Raw genomic sequence first — 26,564 nt, 5'->3', positions numbered from 1 at the left:
GTATAAATAAATGAACAGCACTGTTAAGTTTCGATTTTATGTCTCAGTTTAGAACTCGATGTTTTTCTAGTCATAATTTGTTACACTACCTCACGTTAGTTTTCGATATCTCAGCACTCCTTTTTTATGATTCGATTGAAGCATTTGTCTTCACTCGTAGCACATTGTTTTTTGAGTTCAATAGCCAACTTCACAAACCAAGGTAATTAGATGTATCCAGCAGCATGGGCCTTTATAAAAACGGTGTATTTGATCGGCTCAGTCATTTCCGCATTACTCACTTTCAAGGCCTGTGCTGACCCCTCGCTTAAAATCAGGATCTTTACCGCGATACTGATTGGGCTAACGTGGCCCATGAGCTTTCCCATCGTGTTGCTGTTTTGGGCGTTTATGTGACGCATGATGAGGCTTGGAATGCTGCTATTTATTATAGCAGCGGCAAGATAAATCATTTCAGAGCGAAATTACCTCTGTTTTTATAAGATTTATCTCAGATTAGCCATCAGGCGAGAAAATAAAAAACTCGTTGGGTAGAATTAAAAAATGCCTAAATGAATACCACGGAATGAATTAAGGTTTGTTATGTACGCACTCGTGATGATGGTCTGCTATCTCAACGGTCCCTGTGAAAATTTATACCTTGGTGGTTTTGATACTGAAGAGCAATGTGTGCGCGAAATGAATGTGCAGCGAATTCAACGTGGGGGATGTATCCCGCTTGAAAATGTCTTAGACGATTTTTGGCAGCCAGCAACCCGCGCTGCTGACTTCCCTCGCCTGTTCTAATGTGGGCCGATTTGCAGCAAAAGTTCATCTATACGCTTAATGACTAACGTGCTGGCGTGTTCCATAGTAGCTAAACTTATCTTTAAACGTTCATCATCGCCCGCTCTAAATGCCACCAATGCTTCTCGCCCTGAACGATGCACCTCAGCGTGCGGTGCTTCGAGCTGCGCAAAGCTGCTAAGGTGAGAAAACTCCCGCCCCGCATCTCCATAGAACCATTTCCCTAAGCGGCAATCTGTATGGCTGTTAACTTCTGCAACCTCATCGCGGTGCAAGATCAGCTCATACACTTTGACTTTCCAAATGACGTGATCGAGCTTAACCGTATTCAGAAACTGTTGGGTCGCAATAAAGCGAATGATTTCCTGCATGTGGGCTGAAAGCTCAATAACCTGCTGCAACATCTGGCAAGCCTGCTCCGTCGCGTGGCGAATATCATGAGTGGACTGATTATTTTCCCCAACGCTTGCGCTCACGCTTTTCGCATGCTGATTAATGTCCTGCGTCAGAGCGGTTATATTTCCCGCCTGAAGCTGAATTTCCGAAGAGAGTTGTTTAATTTCTTTTGCAATAACAGAGAATCCGGCCCCTCGCCCGCCAACATGGGCGGCCTCGATGGCTGAGTTGATCGCCAACAGATTGGTCTGTTTCGAGAGCTTATTAATGGCATCAATATTGTTATTAATCCCCTTAAGCACAGCAATCAGTTCGTCAATGTAGCCGATACTCTCACCAGAATGCTGCTCAATAAGGTTCACCAATTCAGAAAGCCGCCCCATTCCCTCGCGTGCCTGTTCATTCTTATGATTAAGCTCATCAACCGTCACTAATTCTTGCATTAAGCTTTGGCTGGAGTGCAGCAGCGAATCTCGAATAATTTCTATTGCGCCAATACCCGACAGAAAACTATGACATAGCAATTCGCCATATGACTTCTGCACGGGCTCCTGAGAGTCTATTGCCACAAATTTCGCCGCTGTCGCCAACGCTGCTGGTTTCTGCTTTAAGAGCCGTTCCTGTTTATACCCAAACCATCGCTTTAATTGCGTATACATTGCCTAAACCCTCTCCTTACCCTTGATATACCAAGCCACCTAGCATGGCAATTCAATAACACTTAGCCGTTCTGCATGGCATATAGCGTTATCGGCATAAGCCACTCAAAATTTATGGTTATTATGCTTTGGTAAAAATTTTGTATTTTTTATGTGACATATAAAGCGAGTAAAAATAAAGAGTTAATGTAATGTAAAAAATTAAAATGGAAATGAATTCCGTTTTGGTGTGGAAAAAAGTGTATCCCCTTCTATGCTAAATAACGGGCCATCTGGTACCCGCACACGTATATGAATCAATCAGGAGAGAAGTTATGGGAAAATCATTCGTTCGAATCGGGATTTTTGAAGTGGAAGATGCTGAACTGTCAAAAACGCCAGATAGCCAATTGAAGAGCCACACACTGAGTATTCCCTGCAAGTCGAATACAGACCTTTGCATGCAGTTGGACGGCTGGGATGAGCAAACCACCGTTCCCGCGCTGTTAGATGGCAAAAACGCGTTGCTTTACCGCAACCATTACGATCGCCAGAGCGACGCTTGGGTCATGCGTTTTGCATAATGGGAAGCCCTAGACAAGGATCATTCGATAACCTTGTCTAGGCATAACAACGAACGTGAAGAAAATTGGAAATGCAGTCCATTTTGAATAGTTAATGCTTAAATAGTCAATGCGCATCACGTAGCTGTGAAGCATCCAGCGTAGGCAACACCGGCGGCTCAACGGGTTTGGTTTTAGCAAAGATATAATCGAGAATAGCACGCGTTGTCGGCGCTGCCGAGACGCCATCTCCCCCACCATTTTCCAAAATAACGGCAATCGCGACCTTAGGGTTTGAATACGGCGCAAACGCCGTGTAGAAAATATGATCGCGCAGCTTCACGGGGATCATCTTAGCGTTATAAACCTGATCTTGTTTCAGTCCAAATACCTGAGACGTGCCTGACTTCGCCGCAATTTCGTAAGGCGCAGTGTGGAAATACTTGTAGCCGGTGCCATTAGGATAGTTAGCCATGCCAAACATGCCTTTTTTCACAATATCCCAGATCGGCGATTTCGGATCGGCTACCTGCGTGTGCTCTTCTTGCTGATAGCGCTCAACGTGGTTTCCTTGTTTCATCGAATACATCAAATGCGGCGTTTTCGTTGTGCCATTGTTGATGAGCGTGCTTAGCGCTTTAACCATCTGAATTGGCGTTGCAGTCCAATACCCTTGCCCAATGCCCACAGAAATCGTATCACCTTGATACCACACTTTTTTATGAACTTTCTGCTTCCAGGCTCTATCGGGCAAAACGCCTTTTGCCTGTTCCATTAAATCGATGCCGGAATATTGCCCGTAGCCAAATTTGCTCAGCCATTCATGAATGCGATCGATCCCCATCTCATAGGCCACCTGATAGAAAAACGTGTCCGCTGATTCTTCAATCGCCTTGGTCACGTTTAGCATGCCATGACCGGTTTTCAGCCAGTCGCGATAATGCCGATTGGTACCGGGAAGCACCCACGTAGGTTGACCAAAAAACGTGGTCTGCGGCGTGATAACACCAGCAAAGAGTGCCGATGTAGCCATGAACGGTTTCACCGTCGATGCGGGCGGATAAATCCCTTGAGTGACGCGGTTAATCAACGGCAAATCAGGATTGTCGAGCAGAGCCTGATAAGACTTATACGATATACCGTTCACAAAAGGGTTCGGGTCATAGCTTGGGCTAGAAACCATCGCTAAAATACCGCCATCGCGCGGATCCATCACCACCACGGCGGCGCGCTGCCCTTTCAGCAGTTTCTCAATATACTGCTGGAGAGGAAGATCTATCGTCAGATAGATATTCTTTCCAGCCTGGGGTGGGATCTCCGTTAGCTCGCGCACCACGCGGCCATGGCTATCAACCTCAACCTCCTGCGATCCCGTGGTGCCGTGCAGTTGTGTCTCATAATAACGTTCGATCCCCTGCTTACCGATGTCGTGATCGGCCGCATAGTTTTCACCTTCACCGGCCTCATTCAGCCGTTTGGCATCGCGATCGTTAATCTTTGAAACATAGCCAACAACGTGGGCTAGCTCAGCGCCGTAAGGATAGTAGCGCTGCTGATAGCTGCTAATTGACACGCCGGGAAACTCAAATTCATTGACAGAAAAACGCGCCACTTCAACGTCGGTCAGCGCTTCTTTAAGAGGCACTTCAGCAAAGCGTCGAGAGGACTTCATCGCCTCGTGGAAGTTATTAATATCATCCGGGGTTAAATCCACTATCGGCGTCAGCGCTTTGATCGTTTCGTCTAAGTTAGCGACTTTTCCCGGGATCAGTTCAATTTGATAGAGCGTTTGGTTTTCGACTAGAGGCGTTCCGTTGCGGTCATAAATCAATCCGCGTACCGGCGCAATGGGCAGGGTTTTAATGTCGTTGGCGTTCGAGCGTGTTTGGTACTGCTCGTGCTCTTCTACCTGAAGGTGATACAGATTAAACACTAATACGCCGAATAGCAGTACAACCATCACCGCGGCAATAATGGAACGGCGGATAAACAGCGTCTCTTCAGCACTGTGATCGCGAAGTGGCTCTAGCAAACGACTCATGACTGGGTACACAGGCGCAAAACGGCCTGTGATATTGACTCAATAATTAAAGGGACGCTAAGGCTAAACGCAATCGGAAGCGAGTGAAACCACGGTGATGCTAATGAGTCATCATCATTGTTTCAGAATGTGAATATATTCGTGAGATGTGACAAGACAGCGGTCTTTGAACGCGATAGAGGAGGAAACGGCCTGCGAACGAGGCCGTTGATGATGCTACTAGCTAATAATCGACGATGTCGGCGCTGCAACCTCTTTTGGGTTAGCCCCGAAACGGTTGCTACCTGGTTGGCTATCGAAGACGGCGAAGATAAACAACACAAACCAGCCGACAATCGGAATAAGACCGATCAACACCCACCAGCCGCTACGGTCGGTGTCGTGCAAACGACGAACCATAACCGCAATAGACGGAATAATTAACAGCAGGCCATACACCACGGTCAGCACGCCTTCGCCACTCTCATTGCTCCAGCCTAATGCGTCCTGTACAAACCCCAATAGAATAGTAATGATGGCGTTTATCAGTACGAACCACCAATATTCTCTACGTCTAGCGCGGTCACGAAAATTGAAATAGTTCTTCAGAACCTTAAGATACCAATCCATCGTTCTTCCTTTTATTCAGAGCCATAAACCTCACCTGATTGTATTCATGCCACCAAGTGATAATTCCGTATATTGATAACAATCAATTATGTCTCGTCACAAACATTTCAGCCAGAAATGTAAGCTAAATGAGCGCAAAAAAAATCTGACTATGCGTAAAGTATGCAAAAAAAGTAAAAAGTGCATACTTTGCCGGATCGAGTTGACACAAATCATGTTTGTGCTGATAGGCGTCTGCTATAAATCCCTGCGTTTTATGTCATACAAAAAATAATGGGATGATCAGGAATCCACATGTCACTAAAACTCAAAGCGCTACCCTACGCTCTCGCCTTCATTTTTGGCGCACTGCCACTTCTCTCTCACGCCGACACACAGCCAGCCCCAGCCGCGCAACACACGCTTAAGCTGGCGGTTGGCGAAGAACCTACGGAAGGTTTTGATCCACTGCTTGGCTGGAGCCACGGCAGCTACTTGCTGTTACACAGCCCGCTGCTGAAACAAAAATCCGATCTTAGCTGGGATAATTTGCTGACCGAAAAAGTCACCAACAGCGAGGATGGCAAAACGTGGACGTTAACGCTAAAGCCGGACTTAAAATTCTCCGACGGCTCGCCGCTCACGGCCAAAGACGTCGCCTTCACCTACAATCAAGCCGCACGCGGTGGTGGCAAAATCGATATGGGTAATTTTGCTTCGGCAAAAGCCTTAGATTCACACCGCGTAGAAATTACGCTCTCTGCGCCGCAAAGCACTTTCGTTAACGTATTAGGTTCGCTGGGCATTGTTTCTGCAGAAAAATATGATGCTAAAACCTACGCACAGAAGCCTATCGGCGCGGGCCCTTATCTACTGGTTAGTTTTGAACCAGGTCAACAACTCATCGTTGAAGCGAACCCGTATTACGCCGGTCACAAAAATGATTTTAATAAATTAGTTTTTGTCTTTTTAGATGAAGATAGCGCCTATGCGGCAGCGCAAAGCGGTCAGCTCGGCTTGGTGCGTATTGCGCCATCTATGTCAGTGAGCGGGCAAAACGGCCTGAAGCTGTGGGTGCGACCAAGCGTAGAAAACCGTGGTATCGTATTCCCAACTACGCCTGCAGGGAAAAAAGATGCCAATGGCTATCCGATTGGCAACAACATCACCGCCGATGTCGCCATCCGTCGTGCCATCAACTACGCCATTAACCGCCAACTGCTCGCTGACCAGCTGATGGAGGGCCATGCCATTCCTGCCTACAGTGCGGTTCAAGGATTACCGTGGGACAGCAAAAGCGCGGCGTTTAAAGACGGCGATATTGCCAAAGCCAAGCAAATTTTAGATGACGCAGGCTGGAAGGTGGGTAGTGACGGCGTGCGGGTGAAAAATGGTCTGAAAGCTGAATTAACGCTTTGGTATACCAGCGGTGACAGCACCCGCCGCGATCTGGCGCAGGCCGTCCGCTCTATGCTTCAACCGCTCGGTATTAAGATGGATTTGCAGTCCGGCAGTTGGGAAACCGTCGAACGTAATATGCACGCAAACCCAACGCTGTTTGGCTGGGGAAGCCTTGATCCGATGGAGCTGTATCACCATTACAGCAGCAAAGCGGCCGGTGTGGAGTACTACAATCCGGGCTATTACAGTAACAAGATCGTTGATCAACATCTTCAGCAGGCACTCGACGCACCCACGTGGCAAAAAGCAGTACCGTTCTGGCAACAGGTTGAATGGGATGGCAAAACGGGCGCAGGCGTACAAGGCGATGCGGCTTGGGCTTGGTTGCTGAACGTGCAGCATACTTACTTGGCAAACCCTTGCGTCGATTTAGGTAAAGCGGCACCTGAAATTCACGGTAGCTGGTCTGTTCTCAATAACCTGCAAGATTGGAAGTGGACGTGCCACTAAGACGCTTGGCTACTCGCTGCCTGACACTCACTCGTTCACGCGGTGTACGTCAGGCTGCTTATACCCTATTTCGTTTAGCTTGCCTGCTGACGCTAGTGTCAGCGGGCACGTTCACGCTGCTCAGTTTTTCTCCTATCGATCCCATTCGTGCCTATATCGGCAATGACTTACTGCACGTTCCACCTCAGCAATATCCGTTGATTGCCGCCCGTTGGGGATTAGACCAACCGCTGTGGCTGCGCTTTTGGCACTGGTTCTCACAGGTGCTACACGGCGATCTTGGCTACTCTATGCTGTATAATGCGCCGGTCGCTGACGTGATCGGTGAACGATTCACCACCTCTTTTGCTTTATTGGCAAGTTCATGGCTGTTATCGGGTTTTTTAGGCATGCTGCTGGGCTTTAGCGCTGGCCGCTATCTCAACCGTTGGCCCGACCGCCTGATTTGCCGCATCAGCTATCTATTGTCGTCGCTACCCACCTTTTGGGTTGGGCTTTTACTGCTGGTTGTTTTCGCCGTCCACTGGCCGTGGTTTCCAGTGTGCTGTGCTTGGGAGCCGGGCAGCAGCGCACAGGATGCAACGATCGTTGAACGCATTCGTCACCTCATTTTACCTATGATTGCGCTCAGTCTGATGGGCTTGGGACAGATCGCCTTACATACCCGCGAGAAAGTCGCCGAAGTTATGCACAGTGACTTCGTGCGCTACGCTCAGGCGCAAGGTGATTCCGGCTGGTCGCTGTTACGTATTCAGGTATTTCGTCACGCGCTGACGCCCGCGCTGTGTCTTCAATTTGCCTCGGTAGGTGAATTACTCGGCGGTTCTCTGCTGGCAGAAAAAATCTTTGCCTACCCCGGACTGGGACAAGCCACGATTGATGCAGGGCTGCGCGGAGATATTCCTTTACTGATGGGTATCGTATTGTTCAGCACCCTGTTGGTCTTTGGCGGAAATACGTTAGCCGCAATGCTATTAGCAAGAATGAACCGCATTTTGGAGCGTCAATGATGCTGCATAACCCCGCTCCGTCGCTGTTACGCTTTGTGCTTTCAGCCCTCGTACTGGTCACGCTTACGCTGTACGGAATCTCGTTGCTCTCATCGGATATTCCGTTGGATCTGCTCGCTCGCTATCAAGCACCTAGCGCCGCGCACTGGTTTGGCACGGATAATCTGGGGCGCGATCTGTGGCTGCGCTGTTTTCAGGGGGCTTTAACTAGCCTACAAATAGGCATCGGCGCTGCGCTATGCAGCGGGATCATCGCCATGCTGGTTGCCAGCCTGACACTGCTGCATCCCGCGCTCGATCATATGTTGCGGCTGATCGTCGATACCCTGCTGTCGCTACCGCACCTGCTGTTATTAATACTCATCTGCTTTACCGTAGGCGGCGGCAAACATGGGGTTATTTTGGCCGTGGCACTAACCCATTGGCCGAAGCTGTCATTGATTCTACGCGCCGAAGCACAGCGAATCCGCACCAGCGACTATATGACTCTCGCCCAGCGCTTGGGAAATAGCCGGTGGTATTGTTGGCGAGCCCACTATTTACCTGCTCTGGCACCTCAATGGTTTGTCGGCACGCTATTGATGTTTCCTCACGCGGTGTTACACAGCGCGGCGCTGAGTTTTCTCGGCTTCGGCCTAGCGCCGCATGAGCCTTCATTGGGCATTTTGCTCTCCGACGCCCTGCGTTTTCTCAGCAACGGTTGCTGGTGGCTGGCGGTATTTCCGGGGCTAATTCTGCTACTGATCGTGTTGCTGTTTGATCAATGCGCCCGTGCGATTCAACAGCTATGGCTAAGGAATCAATGATGCTGAATTTCGACAACGTGACTATCGAAAGCGCTCGCTATAGCTGGCTTGGACGTAAAAAGTGGTCGCCTATTCTGAGCGATATTAATCTTACGCTACGCCGTGGTGAAGTGGTCGCGCTGGTCGGCGGCAGCGGAGAAGGAAAAAGTTTATTGCTGCAAAGTGCCTTGGCGTTATTGCCGCAGAACCTGCGCAAACGCGGCGATATTTGCTTAAACGGTGACGTGTTGAATACGCAGCAATGTCAAAAGTTACGCGGTAACACCCTGTGTTATGTGCCACAGGGGGTGAGCTCACTCAACCCACTGCTTAACGTCGGCACCCAACTCTCTCGCAGTTTGCATCTAAGCGGCAGCCATACCTGTGCCCTGGCCCTCGAGCAACAAATTAAACATTACCAGCTGCAAGCCGACGTTTTGCTGAAATATCCTCGTCAGCTATCTGGCGGAATGGCCAAGCGTGTCCTGGCCTGTAATGCCGCCTTGGGTGGCGCTCACTATATTTTGGCCGATGAAATCACCGCGTGGCTCGACGAACCGCTGGCCTGCCAGCTTCTGCAACAACTACGCGATCTGAGTGCGCAAGGCGCCGGTGTTTTATGGGTGACTCACGATTTATCATTAGCCGTTCGCTTCGCCGATCGTATCGTTGCCCTCAACGAGGGACGGGTCAGCGACGACATCACGGTTGCCGATCTAAAAAACGGGCTCGGCAGCCCGACGCTACAGAAACACTGGCTTGCTCAGCCTGAACACCATCCGTTATTCCCACACACCGCTGCTGATAACTTCACCGCGGGTAAAATGAGGCGCGTTTGATGTTTCGTATTTCAGTGCTCTGCATAGAACAAGATAAGCGCCAGCTATGGCATGACTTTTCGCTTAACGTATCTACCGGAGAGCGGGTGGGAATTTCAGCCCCAAGCGGCTATGGGAAAACCACATTAGGCCGTGTTTTAGCTGGCTGGCAGCCTCATCAGCAAGGGAGTGTTACGCTTGACGAAGAGGCGTTACCGCTCAGAGGCTATTGCCCTGTCCAGCTCGTTCCTCAACATCCTGAACTGACCTTCAACCCTTACCGCACCACCGGGCAGGCATTGCGTGATGCTTGGAACCCAGACGCAGAGCAACTTTCTCGTTTCCACGTCAAGGCAGAATGGTTAACCCGTAAGCCCAACCAACTTTCTGGCGGCGAACTGGCGCGTATCGCGCTGTTAAGAGCGTTAGATCCCCGCACGCGGGTGTTAATCGCCGATGAAATCACCGCGCAGCTCGATCCCCATATCCAGCGGGATATCTGGCAGCAACTGATCGTTGAATCCCAGCAACGGCCGCTGAGCATGATTATTTTTAGCCATCAGCGGGCATTGTTGGATCAGATTTGTACGCGGGTTGAGGTGATAGCGTAGTCTTGAAGTGTTAACAAAGCCGCCAATTCCAGCGGCTCTGCTCTAGACTCAATGGCCTATTTTTTACTCACCGGAGCCTGTGCGCCAAAAACAGCGTCAGCCTGTGGGATCTGCGTGAATTTCGCAATGATGGTACGGTAGGTTTGCGCAGGCTCAAGGTCGGTAAACTGCTGCGGATAAATAAACTTGGCTAAATAATCCAATCCCACGATGTTGTAAGGATGATTATAGAAGTTATGGTACAAGCCATACAGGTGGTTTTCCTGCACGGCTTTTATTTGATTGAATCCGTTGCGGCCTTTCAGCTTATCAAAACGATCATCGACCTGCTGCTGCGTGACACCGTAACCGAACGGAATGGCTATGCTGTCTTTATTTTTCCAGCGAGCACCGGAAACCACGTAAACATCCGGCTTCAGGCTGATGACTTTCTCCATGGATATTTCACCGGTTGCGCCCGGTAATAATCCAGATCCGAGATTCTCCGCGCCTATCGCCTCTACCATACCGCCAAAACCAACGTGCGCATGGGTAAAGCAGCACGCTTCCGCCCCGCCCACGCCCGCTTTCGCTTCAACAAAAACGCGCGGTTTTGGCGTGACCTTGGCGGTTATCGAGGTGATCGCCTGCAAATGCTGCTGATAAAAATCGGTGTACTCTTTCGCTTCCTGTTCACGGTTAAGCACTTCGCCTAACAACTGAATGCTTTTAGGCGTATTGGCGATAGGCTGTAAAAAGGTATCCACGAAAACAACCGGAACGTTCAGCGCCGCTAGCTGTTTCAACACACCGGTGTCGGCTAACGCGGGCTTGGCACGCAGTTGAGCTATCATTAGGTCAGGTTTACGTGCAATCACGCTTTCTAAATTCACCTCGCCCTTATCGCTAAAGCCCATATCAGGAATCTTATCTGCCTCCCCTGGCCACTTTTGGTTCAGCACCGCGAGGGTTTCGGGATCGCTTTTTTTCAGCAAGTTATTCCACGCCACAATGCGGCTAAAGGGATCGGCACGATCGAGCAACGCCAGCGTCATGATGTCACGCCCATCCTGTACCACAATACGCTTCGGCTCATGCTGTAAGGTAATACGCTGGCCGGATGTATCGGTAATGGTCAGAGGATAAGTCGTTGCCATAACGGGGGCTGATATCGCCAGCGCGCATACCAGCGCTAATCGATTGAAAGAACGTGCCATAAAGCTCTCCTTGTGTGACCAAAAGGGCCAACCGGTAATGATAATAAGTTTTATTTGCACATAAAAATAAAGAATCTTGCCCGCAATTACAAACGAAATGCTTTTCTAAGTATGAATAGACCCGATAAAAACAAAAAAGCCGCGCTTCACAGCACGGCTTTTTCTTTTAGCATTTTTGTACGATTAGAACAGGCTGTAGACCAGCGCCGACAATGCGATCAGGCCCATAATCAGCACAAAGGGATTGGTGATTGAGCGGTATTTTTTCATCGCTGGCACTTTATGAATGGCATAAATTGGCAGAATAAACAGGATGACCGCGATTAATGGCCCACTGATGGTTTCAATGATATGCAACGCGCTTGGGTTCAGGAATGTCACCAACCACGTCACCGCAAACAGCAGCACCGCAGAGATCTTGTGAGTGACACTGGAAGACACTTTCTTACCCACGGTACGGAATGCACCGTCAATCAAGCTGGTAGCTCCCTCGGTCACACCCAGCGAAGTTCCCAAATAGGATTTCGACATCGCCAAAATCGCCATCACCGGCCCTAAATAGGCGATCAATGGATTTGAGAATTTATTCGCCAAACTCGACAACACGGTAATATTTTCATCGCGTGCCGCCAGCATTTCAGCATGTGAAAGGCTCATCACACAGCTAAAGACAAAGAACAAAATGCTGACGCAAATCATCATGTAGCTATAGCGCATGATGCGCGCACAGCGACGCTCGGCACCCTCGCCGTACAATCCCTTCTGTGTGGAAGAGAACGAGGAGATGATCGGCGCATGGCTAAATGAGAACACCATCACCGGAACCGCTAGCCACAGTGAACGCCATAGCTGAGGATCGCTCACCGACGTCTGCTGCAGGCCGGAGAAAAATGCGGACACATGCCAATACGGGATCAGATAGAGAGAAATACCCAGCAGGAACACAATCAATGGGAAGACCAAAATTCCCATTGCCGCGACAATCGTCTCTTTACCGGTGCGCAGGATCAAACTCAGCGCCGCGACGACGCCAAGGCTCAACCAGATTCTGGGCGGCGGCGTAACGTGGAACTGGTTTATCAAGAAGCTATCCAGCGCATTGGTAATGGAGATGCTGTACACCAAAACAATCGGGAAAAAGGCCAGTAGATACAGCACCATGATGGCTTTACCCGCCAAAATGCCGAAATGTTCTTCAACCACGTCGGTAATATCACCGTCGCGGCTTGAGCCTGATAATACAAAACGGCTTAATGCGCGATGCGGCAAATAGGTTAACGGATAAGCCAAAATCGCCATCAAGATCAAGACTAACGGGCCGTTCAAACCGGCGTTGATAGGTAAAAATAGCGTACCCGCGCCAACCGCCGTGGCATAAAGCCCAAACATCCAGACTGTGTCTGTTTTATTCCACTTGGACGGGCGATCTGTCGCTACCCGACCAGCATCAGGGGAAATAATACTCATTAATTCACTTACCTTCTTTGTGAAACGTGGGCCAACGCAGACATCCTGTTCTGCCCAAATGTGTCCTGCACTTTTGTAGATCGCTGTTATGAGCTGGCCAAAGGCCATATCGCGCAGGAAGCACAGAGTTCAATTCCGCATGCGACACTCATTAGTTCTAAGAACGTTTAAAAACAATGAGTTATCAAAAAAGCAAAACGATTGCGGAATAAGTGCGGAGAGAAGGATAAAGAATTTTGATAAAAAAGTCACAAAAGTTGAATTTTACAGCACAAAAAACCGCAGAAATCGCGGCTATTCACAACCCGATGCAGGCGAGCGAATGCAGCCAACACAGCTGTGGTTTCAATACGAAAGCCCTCAAAGCCATTGGAATCACAGCAAGGCGGCAAATGAGTGAGTCCCAATGAGCTGACATTAGTCAGTGATTTGGGCGAGTGAATGCAGCCAACGCTGCTGTGGTTTCAATGGCGACGAGGGAGATGACTGTGGTTAACCTACAGCCTTATAAGGGCTAACCACAGTCAGGACATGGCCTGATGTACTGCTTGAACGCTTTTATTGCACCATCGCGAGATACGCGGTGTTCACCTTCCACAGATAACGCGGAGCCTGCGCTGCCGGATGTCGTTTCTGGATATGCTGATAAAACGCTTCCGGTGTCATACTGTTGATTTTGTCGATCGCCACTTTACGATTTGGCGAGAACGTCCTCAACATGGCCCCTGCTCCGTTGGCGTACGACACAATCATCGCATAGCGCATGGTCTTAGGGTTTGAGATTCCGGCTAACTGCTGATTCTGCAAGATATTCAGATAGGCGGTGCCTAAATCAATATTAACCGCAGGATCTTTTAACTCACGTGACGTTGGTTGCCCGCCTCGTCCCTTCTTGCGGTAAGCATCCTTACCTGCCGTTGAAGCTTTTAACTGCATCAGCCCGATGGCATTAGATGTACTGACTGCGTGAGGATTCCCTCCTGACTCAACCTTAATAATGGCCTTTATTAAGGTTTCATCAATGCCATAACTGTTTGAGGCCGTTCGGATATAAGTTCCGAACTCTCCATCAGGTGGCGTTCGTGCATCTAAAAAACTACCGCGAGCATTGTTGTTGACGTTTAACTTTACTGTTTGAGGCGGTGTTTGCTCTTTCGCACACCCAGCCAAAAGCAATACCGCCAACATGCAACTGATTCGTTTCTTCACCGTTGCGAGATCCTCTGCGAATGTTGGTCCGTGGTGGATGTTGCCAGAAAAAAAAGGTCTTTGGCTAGTTGATTTTTACGATTTGTTGCTCAATTCACCCTTTTACACACATTTTTCGTCTATTTATAGGCTATGATTATTCAGTTAAATGCACCAATCGAGGTACTCCATGAGTCAATCGGCTATTGCTTGCTATGTAGTGACCTTTAGTTATCCGCAGGCCGATCTTGCGGAAACCGCCAAGCTTAACAACCAACTCATGTTGGAGGGATTTGCGACTACCGTCGCTGATTCTGACGGAATTCCCCATGAACTGGGGCCAAATAGCTACGCGATTACCAGCCTGCAAGATAAAAGTGACGTTGAGCGTCTTGCTCAGGCGTTAGGAAAAGTGGCACTAGGCCAAGAGCCCGAAGTGGAAGCCGTTTTACGCGACGAATATTTCACCCAGCTTTGGGCAACAAGGAATCCATCTAAAGGGCAGCATTAGCTGTCCATTTTATTTTAGATCAAGTAATTAACAGAAATTGGCTGATTGCTCTTTTTTGTTCTTTACGTTCATCAGCGCAACGGTTACGGTCAAAATAGCATCACATAACCATGTTCACCTATATATATGCCCTAGAACATTTGAGACCATGAATGATTCATAGGGAAATAGACTACTCACGAACGCTACCCAAAATAGTTTGAGTTACGGTGAGGCAGCAAACTTGAGTGACCCTCGATAAGCTGACTCAGCAACTTGAAATACGGTGGGTATATAGGGGGTACACCATGTGGCAAGCTGTAAGTCAGTTATTAAGCGGACACTTTGACCAAACGTTTACCATCCGCGAAAAACGTGAACTTCCTGGCGGCGAAGTACATCAGGCGTGGTGTGTTAGCGACGGTGAACGTCAGGTCTTTATCAAATGTGATACCCCCGACTTCCTACAAGATTTTAAAGCTGAGGCCGATCAGTTGGCGTGCTTAGCACGCAGTCATACGGTAAAAACGCCGCGGGTTTATGGCGTTGGCGCTACGCGTGAGGCCAGCTTTTTGCTACTGGAATATTTGCCAGTTCGTCCGCTTGATGCGCACAATGCCTATCTATTCGGTCAGCAGCTGGCGCGCTTACACCAGTGGAGCGAGCAGCCTCAGTTTGGTTTTGATTACGATAACCATCTTTCCACTTCCCCACAGCCAAATACTTGGCAGCGCCGCTGGGCAAAATTCTTTTCTGAACAACGTATCGGCTGGCAGCTACAGCTTGCGGCGGAAAAAGGCATTCATTTCGGCGATATCGACAGCATCGTGACCGCCGTTGAGCAACGCTTACACAACCACCAGCCGCAGCCTTCACTGCTACACGGCGATCTCTGGCCTGCAAATATGGGGCTCAGTGCGCAAGGACCGGTGATTTTCGATCCTGCTTGCTATTGGGGCGACCGAGAATGTGATTTGGCCATGCTGCCGCTATTCTCGTTGCTGCCCGCCCAGATTTATGACGGCTACCAAAGCGTATGGCCCCTGCCGACGACATTTATAGAGCGTCAGCCTGTTTACCAACTCTATCATCAACTGAACATGTGCAATCTGTTTGCCGGGCCACATTTGGAAACAGCCATTCAGGCCATTGATCGTTTGATGGAAAAGGATGTGGCTTAATACGACTGGACGTAAACCCGCTTCATTATTAGTGTGATTAATTCGCAAAATATCAAAAGCCACCGCATACAACGGTGGCTTTATACTCACTGGCAACAGCATTTTTAACTCCCTTCTGCAAAACAAATTTACCCTTCAGTATTAGTTAGCTCATTATCACAGCCTGTAATTAAGCGTAAAATATGCAGAGATTACCGGTAGTGACCTAAATGAAATAACCAAGGAAGAAAACACATTATGAAGGAACTGTTGCAAAATCACCCAAACTGGCGAGGATTTCCAGGCGCTGGGAATAGCCTTTTTGGGCAAAATCATCCCGGCCAAGAAAAGTTGAAGCGTTTCAGACCACAACTTAAATGGAAACTGAGGGTTCTTTTTGGGGGGGGCGTGCGTTGGAACCGCACTTTTGCTCCATTTTTATTTTGATGCTTATATCACTTCACCCTCAGAGCAACATAGTACGCCACTATTCCTCTGGGGCATGACGCTCATTTGCTTATTGTTAGCCAACGCAATTATTTATCGAACACTTAGCGGACAAGCACAACAGCAACGTCGTTACTATCAGCACGCGGGTCTTGTTCCGTTGGCGCAGTCCCAGCGACAAGCTCTGCGGCTGGATATCGTGCAGCTCTATGATTGTGGCTTTTGGAGTGAAACGTTGGAATATTACCCGCTGGCGGCGCGTGTTAAAGACGATGACTATCACTACAATCTTTTTCCCCTTGCCTCTGCCAGCAGTTATCTCCAACTCCTTGATAATGACTGGGGGATCGCGACCGCGCAGGATTATCATAAGATGTTACAAAGGCTGCATAATGGCATGCATTCGCGTTTATTTGCTGCTCAAGCAGTCAAAAAGTCAGAGCAATTATCGCAGCATTTAGCGGAATTAATTGGCGTAACCCCCAAAGATGTTCTTGATTGCTTGCATTCAGGCTCTGGTAACCGCCCCCCAGCTTTACTGTGGGGGTTTGATCTGTGGCGTGGAATCGTCATGAGCCGCAATGCGTTTAGCGCTGGATTGATTGACGAGTCACAAGCGTGGAAAGATCTGTTGAAGACCGCAGATTTCGTCTATGAAATATTTGCAAGCTTTGATGACTTCTATACCAACTATCGGTTAGGGAATGCCTTCTGGAGTAACAACCCCAAAATAGCAAAGTTTCGCTTAGATCAATTTAATGGCTACAAAAAATACTGTCGCTGGCCGATCGCAAAACTGAGCTGGCCTTCTCCTTCTGGCATTGAGTTATCACCCGACATGCTTACAGGATTTGGGCTGTTGGCTAATAAGAGAATGCATCAGCGAATTGACAGAAGCGCGAACGAAATGTGGCAATAAAGAATAGAATTTGACTAATAGCCATAATACGAAAAGGGGCCGCGTTCAACGCATGCCCCTTTTTACACTTACAGCATACCCAGCAATTTGAGAATAAAGTACCCGATCACCGCCACGATAATTGGCAGTATGTACAGTGGGAAAAACTGCAGGAAAATGGTATGACGCGGTAGCACAATGCGTTTTTCTAACGCTTCACGTGAATGCCCTTCTGCTCCTTTCATCTGTTCTAGAATCAGCTGGTCTTCGATACCTTCGCGAATATGGCGCACCTGTCGTGACATGCGAGCCCCCGAGGCTTGCAGTGCCATCCCCACGAAAATCAGCCAGTAGATGATCCAAAACATAATATTGCCGCCGGTGAATCCCTGCCCTAATACCGGCTGCGGTGAATTGAACCAGAACACATCCAGAAAGTGAGTATTAAACTTCACCATATCAATCATCACATGCACAAAATCGAGCATGACGGCATTAAGCCCTTCTTGCTTTTGGCTATGCTGATAGAGAAAGTTAAGTATCGACACCGTGGTTGAAAGCAGCGCTGGAATAAAAACTATCCAACCGAATATCCGTTTTGCCACCGCAACCCAACCGGCTTGTTGGTAGGTCATGCCATCCCCTTAATGTGAAATACCCGTCATACTTTAAGTCGCTTGAAATATGACGGGTACATATGCGTAATCATCGCCTTGAATAACGGCAGTTTACGTGGCTGTTTCCCTCACCGCAATCTCAACTGATTGAATTGATTGGTCAGGTTTGCTGATACTTTAGGCTAGATTAGTATAACTGGCTTAACCAAAAGCAGCGCGAATGTTAGAGTAACCACAGCAAATAAAGTTATGACGCTGAACATCAGTTCAGGCGGTCTGAAACCACATAGATGAGGGAATGCCTGTGAGTCGCATTGAAGCCGTAATTTTCGATATGGATGGGTTACTGATAGATTCTGAACCATTGTGGACTCAGGGAGAACACGATGTATTTACCTCATTAGGCATCGACGTTGCTGCGGCAGATGTTCCTGAAACCTTAGGTCTGCGTATCGATTTAGTGGTGAAGCTTTGGTACCAACGCACACCATGGCAAGGTGCCAGCCAAGAAGAAGTCACAGAGCGCATCATTCGCCGCGTCATTGAGCTGGTTCGTGAAACTAAACCATTGCTGCCCGGTGTGGAACACGCGCTAAAACTGTGTCGTCAGCAGGGAATGAAAATCGGTTTAGCCTCTGCGTCGCCACTTTATATGCTCAATGAAGTGCTAGAGATGTTTAGCATCAGCCACTATTTCGACGCCGTGGTTTCAGCGGAAGCGTTACCGTATAGCAAGCCGCATCCTGAAGTTTATCTGAACGCCGCTCAGCAGCTTGGCGTTGATCCTCTCAACTGCGTGACACTCGAAGATTCGTTTAACGGCATGATCGCCACTAAAGCGGCCCGTATGCGTTCTATTGTTGTGCCCGCGCCGGAAAATATTAACGATCCTCGTTGGGCATTAGCCGATGTGAAATTAAACAATCTTAACGAGCTCACTGCGGCGAATATTCAGCCTTAATCAACGTTAAAACCATACGGAGCCTGCCTTAGGCTCCGTTTTATGTATATTTATACAGCAAACAGTCATCTGTTACGCTGTCACCTCTTGCTTCCTGCGAAAACTCCGATATGCTGGATAAATTACCAGTACCCTCGGCGAGTTTTATCATGACGGCGGAAGGCCATCTTATTTTTTCTGTCGCTTGTGCCATTTTCGCTAAAAAAGCGGAATTGACGCCTGCGCTCGCCCATGGCGACTGGTGGCATATCATCCCCGGCGCGTTACTCACCTGCCTATGGCCAGATATCGACCACCCAAAATCGGTGCTTGGCCAGCGTCTTAAATGGCTGTCGTCACCTATCGCCCGCATGTTTGGCCATCGCGGTTTTACACATAGCCTGCTGGCGGTCATCGGCGGCATTTTTCTGTTGAACTGTGAAATGCCGAGCTATCTGGGAATACCCGTCGATGCCATGCACGCCATGGTGATCGGATACCTAAGCCATCTGCTTGCCGATATGCTCACCCCCGCCGGTGTTCCTTTACTGTGGCCCATTCGATGGCGTTTCCGGTTACCGATACTCAATTCTCAGAAAGGCAATCAGCTAGAGCGGATCTTGTGCATGTCTCTTGTCGGCTATGCCCTCTATTGGGGCGGCGATTTAATGCCTTTTTACGATTTGCTCAGATACGTAAGTCATAAATTATGATGCAAATCACACTGCTTTGGTTACAAACCCTTCGTTTTGACTGTTTAGCACACAAACTCGCTGCAAAAATTATAATAAATTCATTTTGGATATAAGCATCACGCGTATGGTGCTGTTAGCATATATAGCATTGATTAAGATAATCACGTTTTAGCATAGGCCGCACGAGCCCAACGAGGCCTCGGCGTCCTTAGGGCACGCAGAAACGTATAAAAACATATATTAGAAATGGGATGGAGATTGGGATGAACCTACCGCTCGTGATTAACGTGCTGGTGTTTGTAGCATTATTATTGCTGCTGGCGCAGACACGTCGTACAAAATGGAGCCTCGCTAAAAAAGTTTTAGTGGGCTTATTTATGGGTGTCCTGTTTGGTTTAGGGCTGCAGCTGGTTTACGGTTCAGACAATCCGGTACTCAAAGATTCAATTAGCTGGTTTAATATCGTTGGAAACGGCTACGTACAGCTGCTACAAATGATCGTCATGCCGCTGGTACTCGTGTCTATCTTGAGCGCCGTGGCTAAACTGCACAATGCGTCATCGCTGGGAAAAATCAGCTTCCTTTCTATCGGCACTCTGCTGTTCACCACAATGATCGCGGCGTTGGTTGGGGTGTTTGTGACTAACCTGTTTGGCTTAACGGCGGAAGGTTTAGTTCAAGGCGTACAAGAAACCGCACGCCTGGCAGCAATCAATACCAACTATGCCAGCAAAGTCTCGGATCTGAGCGTTCCTCAACTGGTGCTGTCGTTCATCCCTAAAAACCCGTTTGCCGACCTAACCGGCGCAAGCCCTACGTCTATTATCAGCGTAGTTATTTTTGCGGCAATTTTGGGAACCGCGGCGCTGCAGCTGCTGAAAGATGATGAAGTTAAAGGTAAGCGCGTTCTAACCGCTATCGACACTTTACAATCGCTGGTAATGAAATTAGTTCGCCAAATCATGAAGCTGACGCCCTACGGCGTACTGGCGCTGATGACTAAGGTGGTTGCTGGTTCAAACATGCACGACATCATCAAGCTAGGTAGCTTCGTGGTTGCGTCCTATCTTGGCTTGGCGATCATGTTTGTGGTGCACGGTTTACTGCTGTCGTTCACCGGTATTAACCCAATAAAATTCTTCCGCAAAGTCTGGCCGGTTCTGACATTCGCCTTCACCAGCCGTTCTAGCGCGGCCAGCATTCCATTGAACGTGGAAGCACAAACCCTCCGTATCGGCGTACCTGAATCTATCGCCAGTTTCTCAGCATCCTTCGGTGCTACGATTGGTCAGAACGGTTGTGCGGGGCTTTATCCCGCAATGTTGGCGGTGATGGTTGCGCCAACCGTCGGGATTAACCCGCTCGATCCGCTGTGGATTGCGACGCTGGTGGGTATTGTCACCGTGAGCTCCGCAGGTGTTGCGGGCGTTGGCGGCGGTGCAACATTTGCCGCACTGATCGTCTTACCGGCGATGGGATTACCGGTTACGTTAGTGGCGCTGCTTATCTCTGTAGAACCGCTGATTGATATGGGACGCACCGCGTTGAACGTGAATGGTTCAATGGCGGCAGGCACTATCACCAGCCAAATCCTACGTCAAACGGATAAGAGCGTGTTTGATTCTGAAGAAGAAGCCGAGCTGGCACATCAGTAAGTAAGCTCGCTTAATAGACAAAAAAGGGAGCCATTGGCTCCCTTTTATATTTCCTATCCGCGATTAATTAGAACGGATAATCGTGATAGCCCAGCTGCTCAGAAATATTACGCGCTGCGGTATGCAGCATCTTCACGTATTCGTGTTTAGCATCTTCTGAGAAGCGGATCGTAGGGAATGAAATACTCAGCCCAGCAATCACCACGCCAAAGCGGTCGAAAACAGGTACAGCGATACAGCGCAGCCCTTCTTCCTGTTCTTCGATATCTTCACCAAAGCCTTGCTCTTTCACCACATCAAGCGCCGCCAGCAACGCTTCTGGAGTGAGGATCGTTTTATCGGTGCTACGCTTAAACTCAATCTGACTGATGATTTCTTCTGCTTCACTACGATCGCGCCAAGCCAGCAGCACTTTGCCAATCGCAGTGGTGTGCAGCGGATTACGACGACCAATGCGCGAATACATACGCAGGTTGTACATTGAGTCAATTTTATGAATGTAGACAATCCCATCTTCATCCAAAGCGCCAAGGTGAATAGTTTCACGGGTTAAACGTGAAAGCTCACGCATTTCAATATCAGCGCTGCGGATTAAATCGACGTTTTGTAAAGCGTGCGCGCCCAGTTCAAACAGTTTGAGCGTGAGTGAGTATTTCTCTGATTCACTCTCCTGCGAAACATAGCCGAGAGACTTCATGGTTTGCAGAAAACGATAGACGGTGCTTTTCGACATCATGACGCGCTGGGACAGCTCAGTGATGCCTATTTCGCGCTCTTCGGTGAGCGCTTGTAAAATCCCAAACACTTTAAGTACAGAAGAGACCGAATCGGGTTGTTTATCTATATCTGTTGACATTGTATTTCTTTACCCTATCAGATGATTAAATCGAACCTATGTTTCATTATAAAAGGAACAGCTACCGAAATACAGCCTGTTAAACAGGGTAATCAGGTGGTTAACCGTTTCCGCACGCTAGATCCTTTGTTACAAACAAAGCTAAATGTGACGGTAGTCTCAAGTGGTAATAAAAGTTATAGTTCCGCCACTGACTAATAAACTCTTAACGATTGTTGCCGAATGAAATCAACCACAACTGATGGCGTTCCACTGCCTCAACGATACGGCGCAATTTTAGCCATTGCACTCGGTATCACCGTCGCGGTACTTGATGGCGCTATTGCTAACGTCGCCCTTCCTACTATTGCCCGCGATCTTAACGCCTCTGCCGCAACGTCGGTGTGGGGTAAGATTGGCGGTAATCTCGACGCTGTAGCAAAGATGTCCTCTAATGCTGATCGTTTCGTGTATGCCCTTCTCGCTAATTACACCCAGAAACTCCAAAACATGAGGGCAGAAGCAAATTATGCCCCTGACAATATGTCAGGTCAGTTTTACTATTCGATGGCATGGGTAAATGGTGGCTGTGAAGCCATGCTTGCCTTAGATAAATAGCCAAAACTGAATACAACTTAATAGAAGTCTTAAAAAACCTGTTAAGTGGTTCATTCTTTAACACTGAAAAGTCAATCATTCGTTGTTTCAAGCAGCACTTCCAACTTCTGCATATTATCAAGCAAACACTTAATGATGAGTATTCTAATACCATAGACATGTTGTTCTTTAAACACATCGATCATCTGCTGCAAGCAAGGCTTATATCGTGCTGCTGCATCTATCCTCGCAAAACCCTCAACACTCAGGTTTGAAACAAAGGAACTTTCATCTGGCTCAGGAAGTATCAGATAACCATGCTCAACCTTGATGTAGTTCTCAAAATCCAGATCAGTGAACTCTTTCGTCACAATAAAACCCCTCCATAACTGCAGTTTCACCACAGTTTAAATTTGATTTAAGTATCATTAAATTCAATAACTTGGTTACAATTATACGTTTACTAATCACCCCGGAATCTTTAGACTTCCTGATGGTTTTATTTCCATAACAATCATGAGAGATCAGGAAATAGCAATATCAGGCAATATGTGGCCGTATGATGACGGTAGCGCATTCATTAAAGATGGCTGTGGCGTTCAGAACCGTGAGTTCTCAATTAAGTTCAAAGGCTTCCAGCACAACCTTTCTATACTCACAGGCAAGCGTATACACTCACCACTGCCGATCGTGAAAGAGTTCGACTACTCCAGACATATCTTTATAAGCCGTTGCCACAGGTCAATCTCTGGAGAAAGTAGAGTTTAAATTCTACAAGACCAACGATGCTTATCAGGAAGTTGAGTATTTCAATATATTGCTTGAAGGTGTTCGCATTGTTTCGGTCTTACCTTCAATCGCTACACTAGGTGACAATAACAACAATCACCTTCTCTGACGCATGGAACGAGCGCCTAAGAGCTTAACAACGGAGTATTAGGAAATGGACACCACTGAAGAAACGAATGGAACATACTTTTATCACGGACACCCCAATGTGACACCTGGTGAACTGTTTGATCTGATCTTCATTGAACTGCTTGCAGACACATTAGGCATGACAACGGAAGGTGTCAGCATGGTTCTGATAGGACAACCTTTAATCCCTGTTTCAGGGAAACTCTCAGCAGCAACGAATACGCCAGGGACAAGCGTTGCATCTATAGTTTCAAGAAAGATTCTCAAAGATGCTCGTTTCCCGTTCGGACTGAGACCAAGTGCACCTATGGGTAAACTGTCGAAACTCAAGATGGTTCCCACAAATAAGATTGCAACCTTCTTAGGCCGCTGGCTTCCGTTTGTAGGGTACGCTGAATTAATCATCACCGTTCAGCTTGTCGCCAAACGTACCCGTGACAAATACAATCTCATAGCAAGACCATCCGATCGTATACAGTGGACTTCCTTCTGATGGATAGGGATTATGAAACAGAGGTTATCGGGTACATTATGGAACGTTACCCGATTCGCAAACGATGGTATAGACCTGAACTGAAGCAGGCCACGAAGGAATGGACTCTCTCTGCCGATTTCCAGTTTCTACCAGAAGATGCACATGACTTCCTGACTGACGTGTTCGAACATTTCAACATAGAGCATTCTGGATTTGATGGAAGAAACTACTTCGAATACGAATACCCATTCTGGCAAAAACGACCATCACCAGAACCTGATATCAAACCGCTTACCATAGAGATGATCATTGAGTCTGCAAAAGCGGGGGTCTGGCTTTACGACTGAGCGAGAAGCATGCTATATCCCATTGTGAGAAGAGATCTCTTCCCTACCATGTCCGATACGTCGCCTCACAGAGATCTTCTGAGAGCGTTTAAATCATCATTACAAAATAGAATAATGATTTTCTATGTTATAACAGATCATAATTGCACGGATACTTGACAACATGTGAATCTATAATAAGTGGGTTTTCACTTAACAGTTCCCTTCCTCTTCTCTTAAACAGATCTTTTTATGAGATCCTGTTAAACATCACTCGTCTTCATCCTCGAAGTAAATTCTTTAGCGGTCATCCATAACGAAACGATCACCACGTTCATCTGTGCACACAGTTCTTTCAGTGAGTTGATACGGTATTTTCTCTTCTTTTTTACAAAGCATATCAATCCATTTCTGTAGATTACGTGTATTCATATCCATCATCTGTGCGTACTCGTCAAAATCGCTGCTCATGGTTGCTTATCCTCGTCAGAATTTGGATAACCGGATTTCTACTTCAGGCCAACCTTCAAAGTTCTGCTGTTTGGCTTCCTTGCTTGAACCTGCGACAAACACCAATGGCAATTTCTGCCCAGTGACTTCTTCAATCTCCTGAGTACGAAAGTCAGAACCATCAACCACACGTTAAGAGTAACGAGGTTTGGTGATGGATTCTCAAGGTCGAAACCGATAACAGCATTACCATTACGAAGCCGGACATCACCCGTCTTCGTCTTTGTGTTCAAGAAAATCTTCGCGATGTGGCCGGGGATGATGTCACGAGCTTTTTAACGGTCGATCTTCACTGTAAGATCCAATCCTTCAAGACTGAACTTGCTGATCTTCTTCACCTGCTGCTGTAGCTGCTGGATCTCTCAGTGACTTTACCGAGGCGTTGAGTTGCTTTATCCAGATTTCCAACCAGAAGCGCTATGACACTTACTGATGCTGTTACAATGGATGCGGTATAGTTGGCCAGTTCCAGAAGAAGCGCGTCACGTTCGATTGTCAACTTAGAGATACTGTCACTCACACCAGTATTCAGTCCCACCTTTACCAAATGAACAAACATGCAACCAATGACAGCATATTCACACGTCATCATCGAGTAAGTGAGCGCGGTACATAGTCCAATTCGAGCACTGCGACATGCGATAGATCCTGTGAAATCTGGTCTTACTCCGTTGATTGTCATTCGACGGTTGCAGCACTAACAGTCAATATACCCACGGAAGATATTTGTTGCTGCAGCAAACTAACGCTTCGTCACCTAGTTCCATAGCTCAAGTGGTATCACCTGCGGGTAATAACTAGCAACAGGAGGCTTCTTATTAGACCGCGATCTGAGTACACCCAACACAGCCTCGTTCTTGAATGCTGGCATTCGTTTCGTTACCGTTTTTCCTGCAAACGGTACTTGGCAAAACAGAAGTGATGACCGGTCTACTGCTTACGCCTTGGCCTATCGCCACCATGATAATGGCTCCGATTGCTGGGCGTTTGCTTGAGCGCTTTAACGCTGGACTGTTGGGGAGTATTGGCTTAATGCTGTTCGCCATTGGGTTGCTGTCGCTGGCATTGCTGCCTTCAGATCCAACGAACATCGATATCATCTGGCGAATGGCACTCTGTGGTGCGGGTTTTGGCATTTTCCAATCACCGAACAACCACACCATGATCTCTTCTGCGCCGCGTCATCGTAGCGGTGGTGCCAGTGGGATGCTAGGAACTGCTCGCCTGCTGGGGCAAACCAGCGGAGCCGCGCTGGTGGCGCTGATGTTCAATCTGTTTGGCGATCTGGGTACGCACTCGTCATTACTGCTGGGTGCCCTATTTGCCCTTTGTGCCGCGATTGTCAGCAGCTTACGCATTCGCCAACCGAAACCAGTCTCTCAGTAAAATACGCATAAAAAAGGGAACCCTGATGGGTTCCCTACCAAAATGATAAGAATCATCGCCAAACAACGCAATGGGGTGCTTTGATGCTTATCAGCTCGGTTGTGACTCTTCTTACTTGATGAATCCTCTCAGTTCACCGTGGCGAACGATACCCTGCAAAAGCACTTCGTCATTGATGATATCGAACAGTGACAGCGTATTTCCGTCCCTTTTTTCCTGATTCTTGTTGTAGCGCGTGACCTCTCCCCACTCCTCAAATGCCCTTGGATGATGCTGTTTAATAAATGCCAAAAGCGTTATCAAGGTAACCGCGCTGGCAGGCATATTAGTTACCGACCCCTTTAGATAATTGAAAATAGTGTTCCGAGGGGTATTAAGCAACATCGTCAGTTCGGTCTTATCTATGTCTAAATCGTTAAAAATTCGAGTGAATTCGTTCACTAAATTTGTTCCTAATAGGTTAAAAATCTGGTTTTACTATTTTATCAAACCCTTGATGATCCTGAAAGTTTTTCATCTTAACGAATCTCATCGATACAATAACTTGCCAGTATCAAGAACACCGAATTCTCTTAATGAGAACATATAAACCAACTCAACAAGAACAAAAAACATTG

General features: G+C 47.9%; 27 protein-coding genes and 3 pseudogenes. 18 read left to right on the top strand and 12 right to left on the bottom strand.

Features of this window, described 5'->3' with window-relative positions; genetic code table 11:
* Positions 1–206: 206 nt before the first annotated feature.
* Positions 207–452 (bottom strand): hypothetical protein, encoded by a 246-nt coding sequence (locus tag U0008_RS22590; protein ID WP_043493126.1) that lies wholly within the window; start codon positions 450–452, stop codon positions 207–209.
* A 130-nt stretch (positions 453–582) separates the two neighbouring features.
* Between U0008_RS22590 and U0008_RS10380 the strand changes: the two genes are divergently transcribed.
* Positions 583–786: a DUF1482 family protein gene (locus tag U0008_RS10380; RefSeq protein WP_025801261.1), complete on the top strand. Its 204-nt coding sequence runs from the start codon at positions 583–585 to the stop codon at positions 784–786.
* Here U0008_RS10380 and U0008_RS10375 read toward each other — a convergent pair.
* Positions 783–1,841: a methyl-accepting chemotaxis protein gene (locus U0008_RS10375; RefSeq protein WP_043493125.1), complete on the bottom strand. Its 1,059-nt coding sequence runs from the start codon at positions 1,839–1,841 to the stop codon at positions 783–785. The two genes, U0008_RS10380 and U0008_RS10375, sit on opposite strands and share 4 nt — an antisense overlap.
* A gap of 314 nt (positions 1,842–2,155) precedes the next feature.
* On the opposite strand from U0008_RS10375, the gene U0008_RS10370 reads away from it, so the two are divergent.
* Positions 2,156–2,404, top strand: coding sequence for a DUF1480 family protein (locus tag U0008_RS10370; RefSeq protein ID WP_025801259.1), 249 nt, complete (start codon positions 2,156–2,158; stop codon positions 2,402–2,404).
* A 106-nt stretch (positions 2,405–2,510) separates the two neighbouring features.
* On the opposite strand, the gene mrdA is transcribed toward U0008_RS10370, so the two are convergent.
* Entirely contained in the window at positions 2,511–4,424 is a 1,914-nt protein-coding gene (mrdA, locus tag U0008_RS10365) for a peptidoglycan DD-transpeptidase MrdA2 (RefSeq protein WP_043493124.1), read from the bottom strand.
* 219 nt (positions 4,425–4,643) lie between these two features.
* On the bottom strand, positions 4,644–5,033 hold the full coding sequence (locus U0008_RS10360) for a DUF805 domain-containing protein (RefSeq protein WP_025801257.1): 390 nt from the start codon (positions 5,031–5,033) through the stop codon (positions 4,644–4,646).
* Between the two features lie 294 nt (positions 5,034–5,327).
* Here U0008_RS10360 and U0008_RS10355 point away from each other — a divergent pair, with 294 nt between their 5' ends.
* Genes U0008_RS10355 through U0008_RS10335 form a run of 5 tightly spaced genes read left to right on the top strand, consistent with a single transcriptional unit; the run spans position 5,328 to position 10,147 of the window.
* Positions 5,328–6,923, top strand: coding sequence for an ABC transporter substrate-binding protein (locus U0008_RS10355; RefSeq protein ID WP_051874136.1), 1,596 nt, complete (start codon positions 5,328–5,330; stop codon positions 6,921–6,923).
* Between the two features lie 20 nt (positions 6,924–6,943).
* Positions 6,944–7,933 carry an ABC transporter permease gene (locus tag U0008_RS10350; RefSeq protein ID WP_051874140.1) on the top strand — a complete coding sequence of 330 codons (990 nt, stop codon included), beginning with the start codon at positions 6,944–6,946 and terminating at the stop codon, positions 7,931–7,933.
* Positions 7,933–8,739: an ABC transporter permease gene (locus tag U0008_RS10345; RefSeq protein WP_025801254.1), complete on the top strand. Its 807-nt coding sequence runs from the start codon at positions 7,933–7,935 to the stop codon at positions 8,737–8,739. Before U0008_RS10350 ends, U0008_RS10345 begins: the two co-directional genes overlap by 1 nt.
* Entirely contained in the window at positions 8,739–9,557 is an 819-nt protein-coding gene (locus U0008_RS10340; RefSeq protein ID WP_043493123.1) for an ATP-binding cassette domain-containing protein, read from the top strand. The genes U0008_RS10345 and U0008_RS10340 overlap by 1 nt, the downstream gene beginning before the upstream one ends.
* Positions 9,557–10,147 carry an ATP-binding cassette domain-containing protein gene (locus U0008_RS10335; protein ID WP_043493122.1) on the top strand — a complete coding sequence of 197 codons (591 nt, stop codon included), beginning with the start codon at positions 9,557–9,559 and terminating at the stop codon, positions 10,145–10,147. The genes U0008_RS10340 and U0008_RS10335 overlap by 1 nt, the downstream gene beginning before the upstream one ends.
* A 56-nt stretch (positions 10,148–10,203) precedes the next feature.
* On the opposite strand, the gene U0008_RS10330 is transcribed toward U0008_RS10335, so the two are convergent.
* The 3 genes from U0008_RS10330 to U0008_RS10320 all read right to left on the bottom strand — a co-directional run bounded on the left by U0008_RS10330 (position 10,204) and on the right by U0008_RS10320 (position 14,019).
* Entirely contained in the window at positions 10,204–11,343 is a 1,140-nt protein-coding gene (locus tag U0008_RS10330; protein ID WP_096387501.1) for an ABC transporter substrate-binding protein, read from the bottom strand.
* Between the two features lie 183 nt (positions 11,344–11,526).
* On the bottom strand, positions 11,527–12,810 hold the full coding sequence (locus U0008_RS10325) for an SLC5/6 family protein (RefSeq protein WP_043493121.1): 1,284 nt from the start codon (positions 12,808–12,810) through the stop codon (positions 11,527–11,529).
* A 558-nt stretch (positions 12,811–13,368) separates the two neighbouring features.
* Positions 13,369–14,019, bottom strand: coding sequence for a transglycosylase SLT domain-containing protein (locus tag U0008_RS10320; protein ID WP_038502187.1), 651 nt, complete (start codon positions 14,017–14,019; stop codon positions 13,369–13,371).
* Positions 14,020–14,188: 169 nt separating this feature from the next.
* Here U0008_RS10320 and ghoS point away from each other — a divergent pair, with 169 nt between their 5' ends.
* The 3 genes from ghoS to U0008_RS10305 all read left to right on the top strand — a co-directional run bounded on the left by ghoS (position 14,189) and on the right by U0008_RS10305 (position 17,014).
* Positions 14,189–14,509 carry a type V toxin-antitoxin system endoribonuclease antitoxin GhoS gene (ghoS, locus tag U0008_RS10315; protein ID WP_025801248.1) on the top strand — a complete coding sequence of 107 codons (321 nt, stop codon included), beginning with the start codon at positions 14,189–14,191 and terminating at the stop codon, positions 14,507–14,509.
* A 287-nt stretch (positions 14,510–14,796) separates the two neighbouring features.
* Positions 14,797–15,669 (top strand): fructosamine kinase family protein, encoded by an 873-nt coding sequence (locus tag U0008_RS10310; protein WP_043493116.1) that lies wholly within the window; start codon positions 14,797–14,799, stop codon positions 15,667–15,669.
* Between the two features lie 406 nt (positions 15,670–16,075).
* Positions 16,076–17,014, top strand: a complete 939-nt coding sequence (locus tag U0008_RS10305; protein WP_131000443.1) for a DUF1266 domain-containing protein — start codon at positions 16,076–16,078, stop codon at positions 17,012–17,014.
* 68 nt (positions 17,015–17,082) lie between these two features.
* Here U0008_RS10305 and U0008_RS10300 read toward each other — a convergent pair whose 3' ends face one another.
* Positions 17,083–17,628 carry a YniB family protein gene (locus U0008_RS10300; protein WP_043493111.1) on the bottom strand — a complete coding sequence of 182 codons (546 nt, stop codon included), beginning with the start codon at positions 17,626–17,628 and terminating at the stop codon, positions 17,083–17,085.
* A 280-nt stretch (positions 17,629–17,908) separates the two neighbouring features.
* Here U0008_RS10300 and hxpB point away from each other — a divergent pair, with 280 nt between their 5' ends.
* From hxpB to U0008_RS10285, 3 genes are all read left to right on the top strand, one after another.
* Positions 17,909–18,571, top strand: coding sequence for a hexitol phosphatase HxpB (gene hxpB, locus U0008_RS10295; protein ID WP_043493110.1), 663 nt, complete (start codon positions 17,909–17,911; stop codon positions 18,569–18,571).
* A 149-nt stretch (positions 18,572–18,720) separates the two neighbouring features.
* Positions 18,721–19,263, top strand: coding sequence for a metal-dependent hydrolase (locus U0008_RS10290; RefSeq protein WP_043493108.1), 543 nt, complete (start codon positions 18,721–18,723; stop codon positions 19,261–19,263).
* 245 nt (positions 19,264–19,508) lie between these two features.
* Positions 19,509–20,900: an L-cystine transporter gene (locus tag U0008_RS10285; protein WP_043493107.1), complete on the top strand. Its 1,392-nt coding sequence runs from the start codon at positions 19,509–19,511 to the stop codon at positions 20,898–20,900.
* Between the two features lie 67 nt (positions 20,901–20,967).
* On the opposite strand, the gene kdgR is transcribed toward U0008_RS10285, so the two are convergent.
* On the bottom strand, positions 20,968–21,756 hold the full coding sequence (gene kdgR, locus U0008_RS10280) for a DNA-binding transcriptional regulator KdgR (RefSeq protein WP_040045028.1): 789 nt from the start codon (positions 21,754–21,756) through the stop codon (positions 20,968–20,970).
* 222 nt (positions 21,757–21,978) lie between these two features.
* Here kdgR and U0008_RS10275 point away from each other — a divergent pair.
* Positions 21,979–22,143, top strand: a pseudogene (locus U0008_RS10275) (MFS transporter); the annotation flags it as partial.
* A gap of 281 nt (positions 22,144–22,424) precedes the next feature.
* Here U0008_RS10275 and U0008_RS10270 read toward each other — a convergent pair.
* Positions 22,425–22,703, bottom strand: a complete 279-nt coding sequence (locus U0008_RS10270; protein WP_043493105.1) for a hypothetical protein — start codon at positions 22,701–22,703, stop codon at positions 22,425–22,427.
* A gap of 160 nt (positions 22,704–22,863) precedes the next feature.
* On the opposite strand from U0008_RS10270, the pseudogene U0008_RS10265 reads away from it, so the two are divergent.
* From U0008_RS10265 to U0008_RS10255, 3 genes and pseudogenes are all read left to right on the top strand, one after another.
* Positions 22,864–23,224, top strand: a pseudogene (locus U0008_RS10265) (type VI secretion system tube protein Hcp); the annotation flags it as partial.
* A gap of 51 nt (positions 23,225–23,275) precedes the next feature.
* Positions 23,276–23,743, top strand: a complete 468-nt coding sequence (locus U0008_RS10260) for an STM2901 family protein (RefSeq protein ID WP_043493103.1) — start codon at positions 23,276–23,278, stop codon at positions 23,741–23,743.
* Positions 23,744–23,781: 38 nt separating this feature from the next.
* Positions 23,782–24,072 (top strand): DUF1493 family protein, encoded by a 291-nt coding sequence (locus tag U0008_RS10255; protein ID WP_248298857.1) that lies wholly within the window; start codon positions 23,782–23,784, stop codon positions 24,070–24,072.
* 279 nt (positions 24,073–24,351) lie between these two features.
* Here the strand turns inward: U0008_RS10255 and U0008_RS10250 are convergent, their stop codons facing one another.
* Positions 24,352–24,522, bottom strand: a complete 171-nt coding sequence (locus U0008_RS10250; protein WP_155273774.1) for a hypothetical protein — start codon at positions 24,520–24,522, stop codon at positions 24,352–24,354.
* A 900-nt stretch (positions 24,523–25,422) separates the two neighbouring features.
* Here U0008_RS10250 and U0008_RS10245 point away from each other — a divergent pair.
* Positions 25,423–25,947, top strand: a pseudogene (locus U0008_RS10245) (MFS transporter); the annotation flags it as partial.
* A gap of 111 nt (positions 25,948–26,058) precedes the next feature.
* On the opposite strand, the gene U0008_RS10240 reads toward U0008_RS10245, so the two are convergent.
* Entirely contained in the window at positions 26,059–26,271 is a 213-nt protein-coding gene (locus U0008_RS10240) for a hypothetical protein (RefSeq protein WP_131000442.1), read from the bottom strand.
* Positions 26,272–26,564 lie beyond the last annotated feature (293 nt).

The organism is Hafnia alvei, from assembly GCF_034424155.1.
Taxonomy (GTDB): domain Bacteria; phylum Pseudomonadota; class Gammaproteobacteria; order Enterobacterales; family Enterobacteriaceae; genus Hafnia; species Hafnia alvei.
The sequence above is the reverse complement of the archived record's forward strand: the minus strand, read 5'-3'. Positions and strand labels throughout refer to the sequence as shown.

Coding starts and splice junctions, on each gene's coding strand:
- U0008_RS22590 (WP_043493126.1), bottom strand. CDS start 452: ATGATTTATCTTGCCGCTGCTATAATAAATAGCAGCATTCCAAGCCTC.
- U0008_RS10380 (WP_025801261.1), top strand. CDS start 583: ATGTACGCACTCGTGATGATGGTCTGCTATCTCAACGGTCCCTGTGAA.
- U0008_RS10375 (WP_043493125.1), bottom strand. CDS start 1,841: ATGTATACGCAATTAAAGCGATGGTTTGGGTATAAACAGGAACGGCTC.
- U0008_RS10370 (WP_025801259.1), top strand. CDS start 2,156: ATGGGAAAATCATTCGTTCGAATCGGGATTTTTGAAGTGGAAGATGCT.
- mrdA (WP_043493124.1), bottom strand. CDS start 4,424: ATGAGTCGTTTGCTAGAGCCACTTCGCGATCACAGTGCTGAAGAGACG.
- U0008_RS10360 (WP_025801257.1), bottom strand. CDS start 5,033: ATGGATTGGTATCTTAAGGTTCTGAAGAACTATTTCAATTTTCGTGAC.
- U0008_RS10355 (WP_051874136.1), top strand. CDS start 5,328: ATGTCACTAAAACTCAAAGCGCTACCCTACGCTCTCGCCTTCATTTTT.
- U0008_RS10345 (WP_025801254.1), top strand. CDS start 7,933: ATGCTGCATAACCCCGCTCCGTCGCTGTTACGCTTTGTGCTTTCAGCC.
- U0008_RS10340 (WP_043493123.1), top strand. CDS start 8,739: ATGCTGAATTTCGACAACGTGACTATCGAAAGCGCTCGCTATAGCTGG.
- U0008_RS10335 (WP_043493122.1), top strand. CDS start 9,557: ATGTTTCGTATTTCAGTGCTCTGCATAGAACAAGATAAGCGCCAGCTA.
- U0008_RS10330 (WP_096387501.1), bottom strand. CDS start 11,343: ATGGCACGTTCTTTCAATCGATTAGCGCTGGTATGCGCGCTGGCGATA.
- U0008_RS10325 (WP_043493121.1), bottom strand. CDS start 12,810: ATGAGTATTATTTCCCCTGATGCTGGTCGGGTAGCGACAGATCGCCCG.
- ghoS (WP_025801248.1), top strand. CDS start 14,189: ATGAGTCAATCGGCTATTGCTTGCTATGTAGTGACCTTTAGTTATCCG.
- U0008_RS10310 (WP_043493116.1), top strand. CDS start 14,797: ATGTGGCAAGCTGTAAGTCAGTTATTAAGCGGACACTTTGACCAAACG.
- U0008_RS10300 (WP_043493111.1), bottom strand. CDS start 17,628: ATGACCTACCAACAAGCCGGTTGGGTTGCGGTGGCAAAACGGATATTC.
- hxpB (WP_043493110.1), top strand. CDS start 17,909: ATGCCTGTGAGTCGCATTGAAGCCGTAATTTTCGATATGGATGGGTTA.
- U0008_RS10290 (WP_043493108.1), top strand. CDS start 18,721: ATGACGGCGGAAGGCCATCTTATTTTTTCTGTCGCTTGTGCCATTTTC.
- U0008_RS10285 (WP_043493107.1), top strand. CDS start 19,509: ATGAACCTACCGCTCGTGATTAACGTGCTGGTGTTTGTAGCATTATTA.
- kdgR (WP_040045028.1), bottom strand. CDS start 21,756: ATGTCAACAGATATAGATAAACAACCCGATTCGGTCTCTTCTGTACTT.
- U0008_RS10260 (WP_043493103.1), top strand. CDS start 23,276: ATGGACACCACTGAAGAAACGAATGGAACATACTTTTATCACGGACAC.
- U0008_RS10255 (WP_248298857.1), top strand. CDS start 23,782: ATGGAACGTTACCCGATTCGCAAACGATGGTATAGACCTGAACTGAAG.
- U0008_RS10250 (WP_155273774.1), bottom strand. CDS start 24,522: ATGAGCAGCGATTTTGACGAGTACGCACAGATGATGGATATGAATACA.
- U0008_RS10240 (WP_131000442.1), bottom strand. CDS start 26,271: ATGCCTGCCAGCGCGGTTACCTTGATAACGCTTTTGGCATTTATTAAA.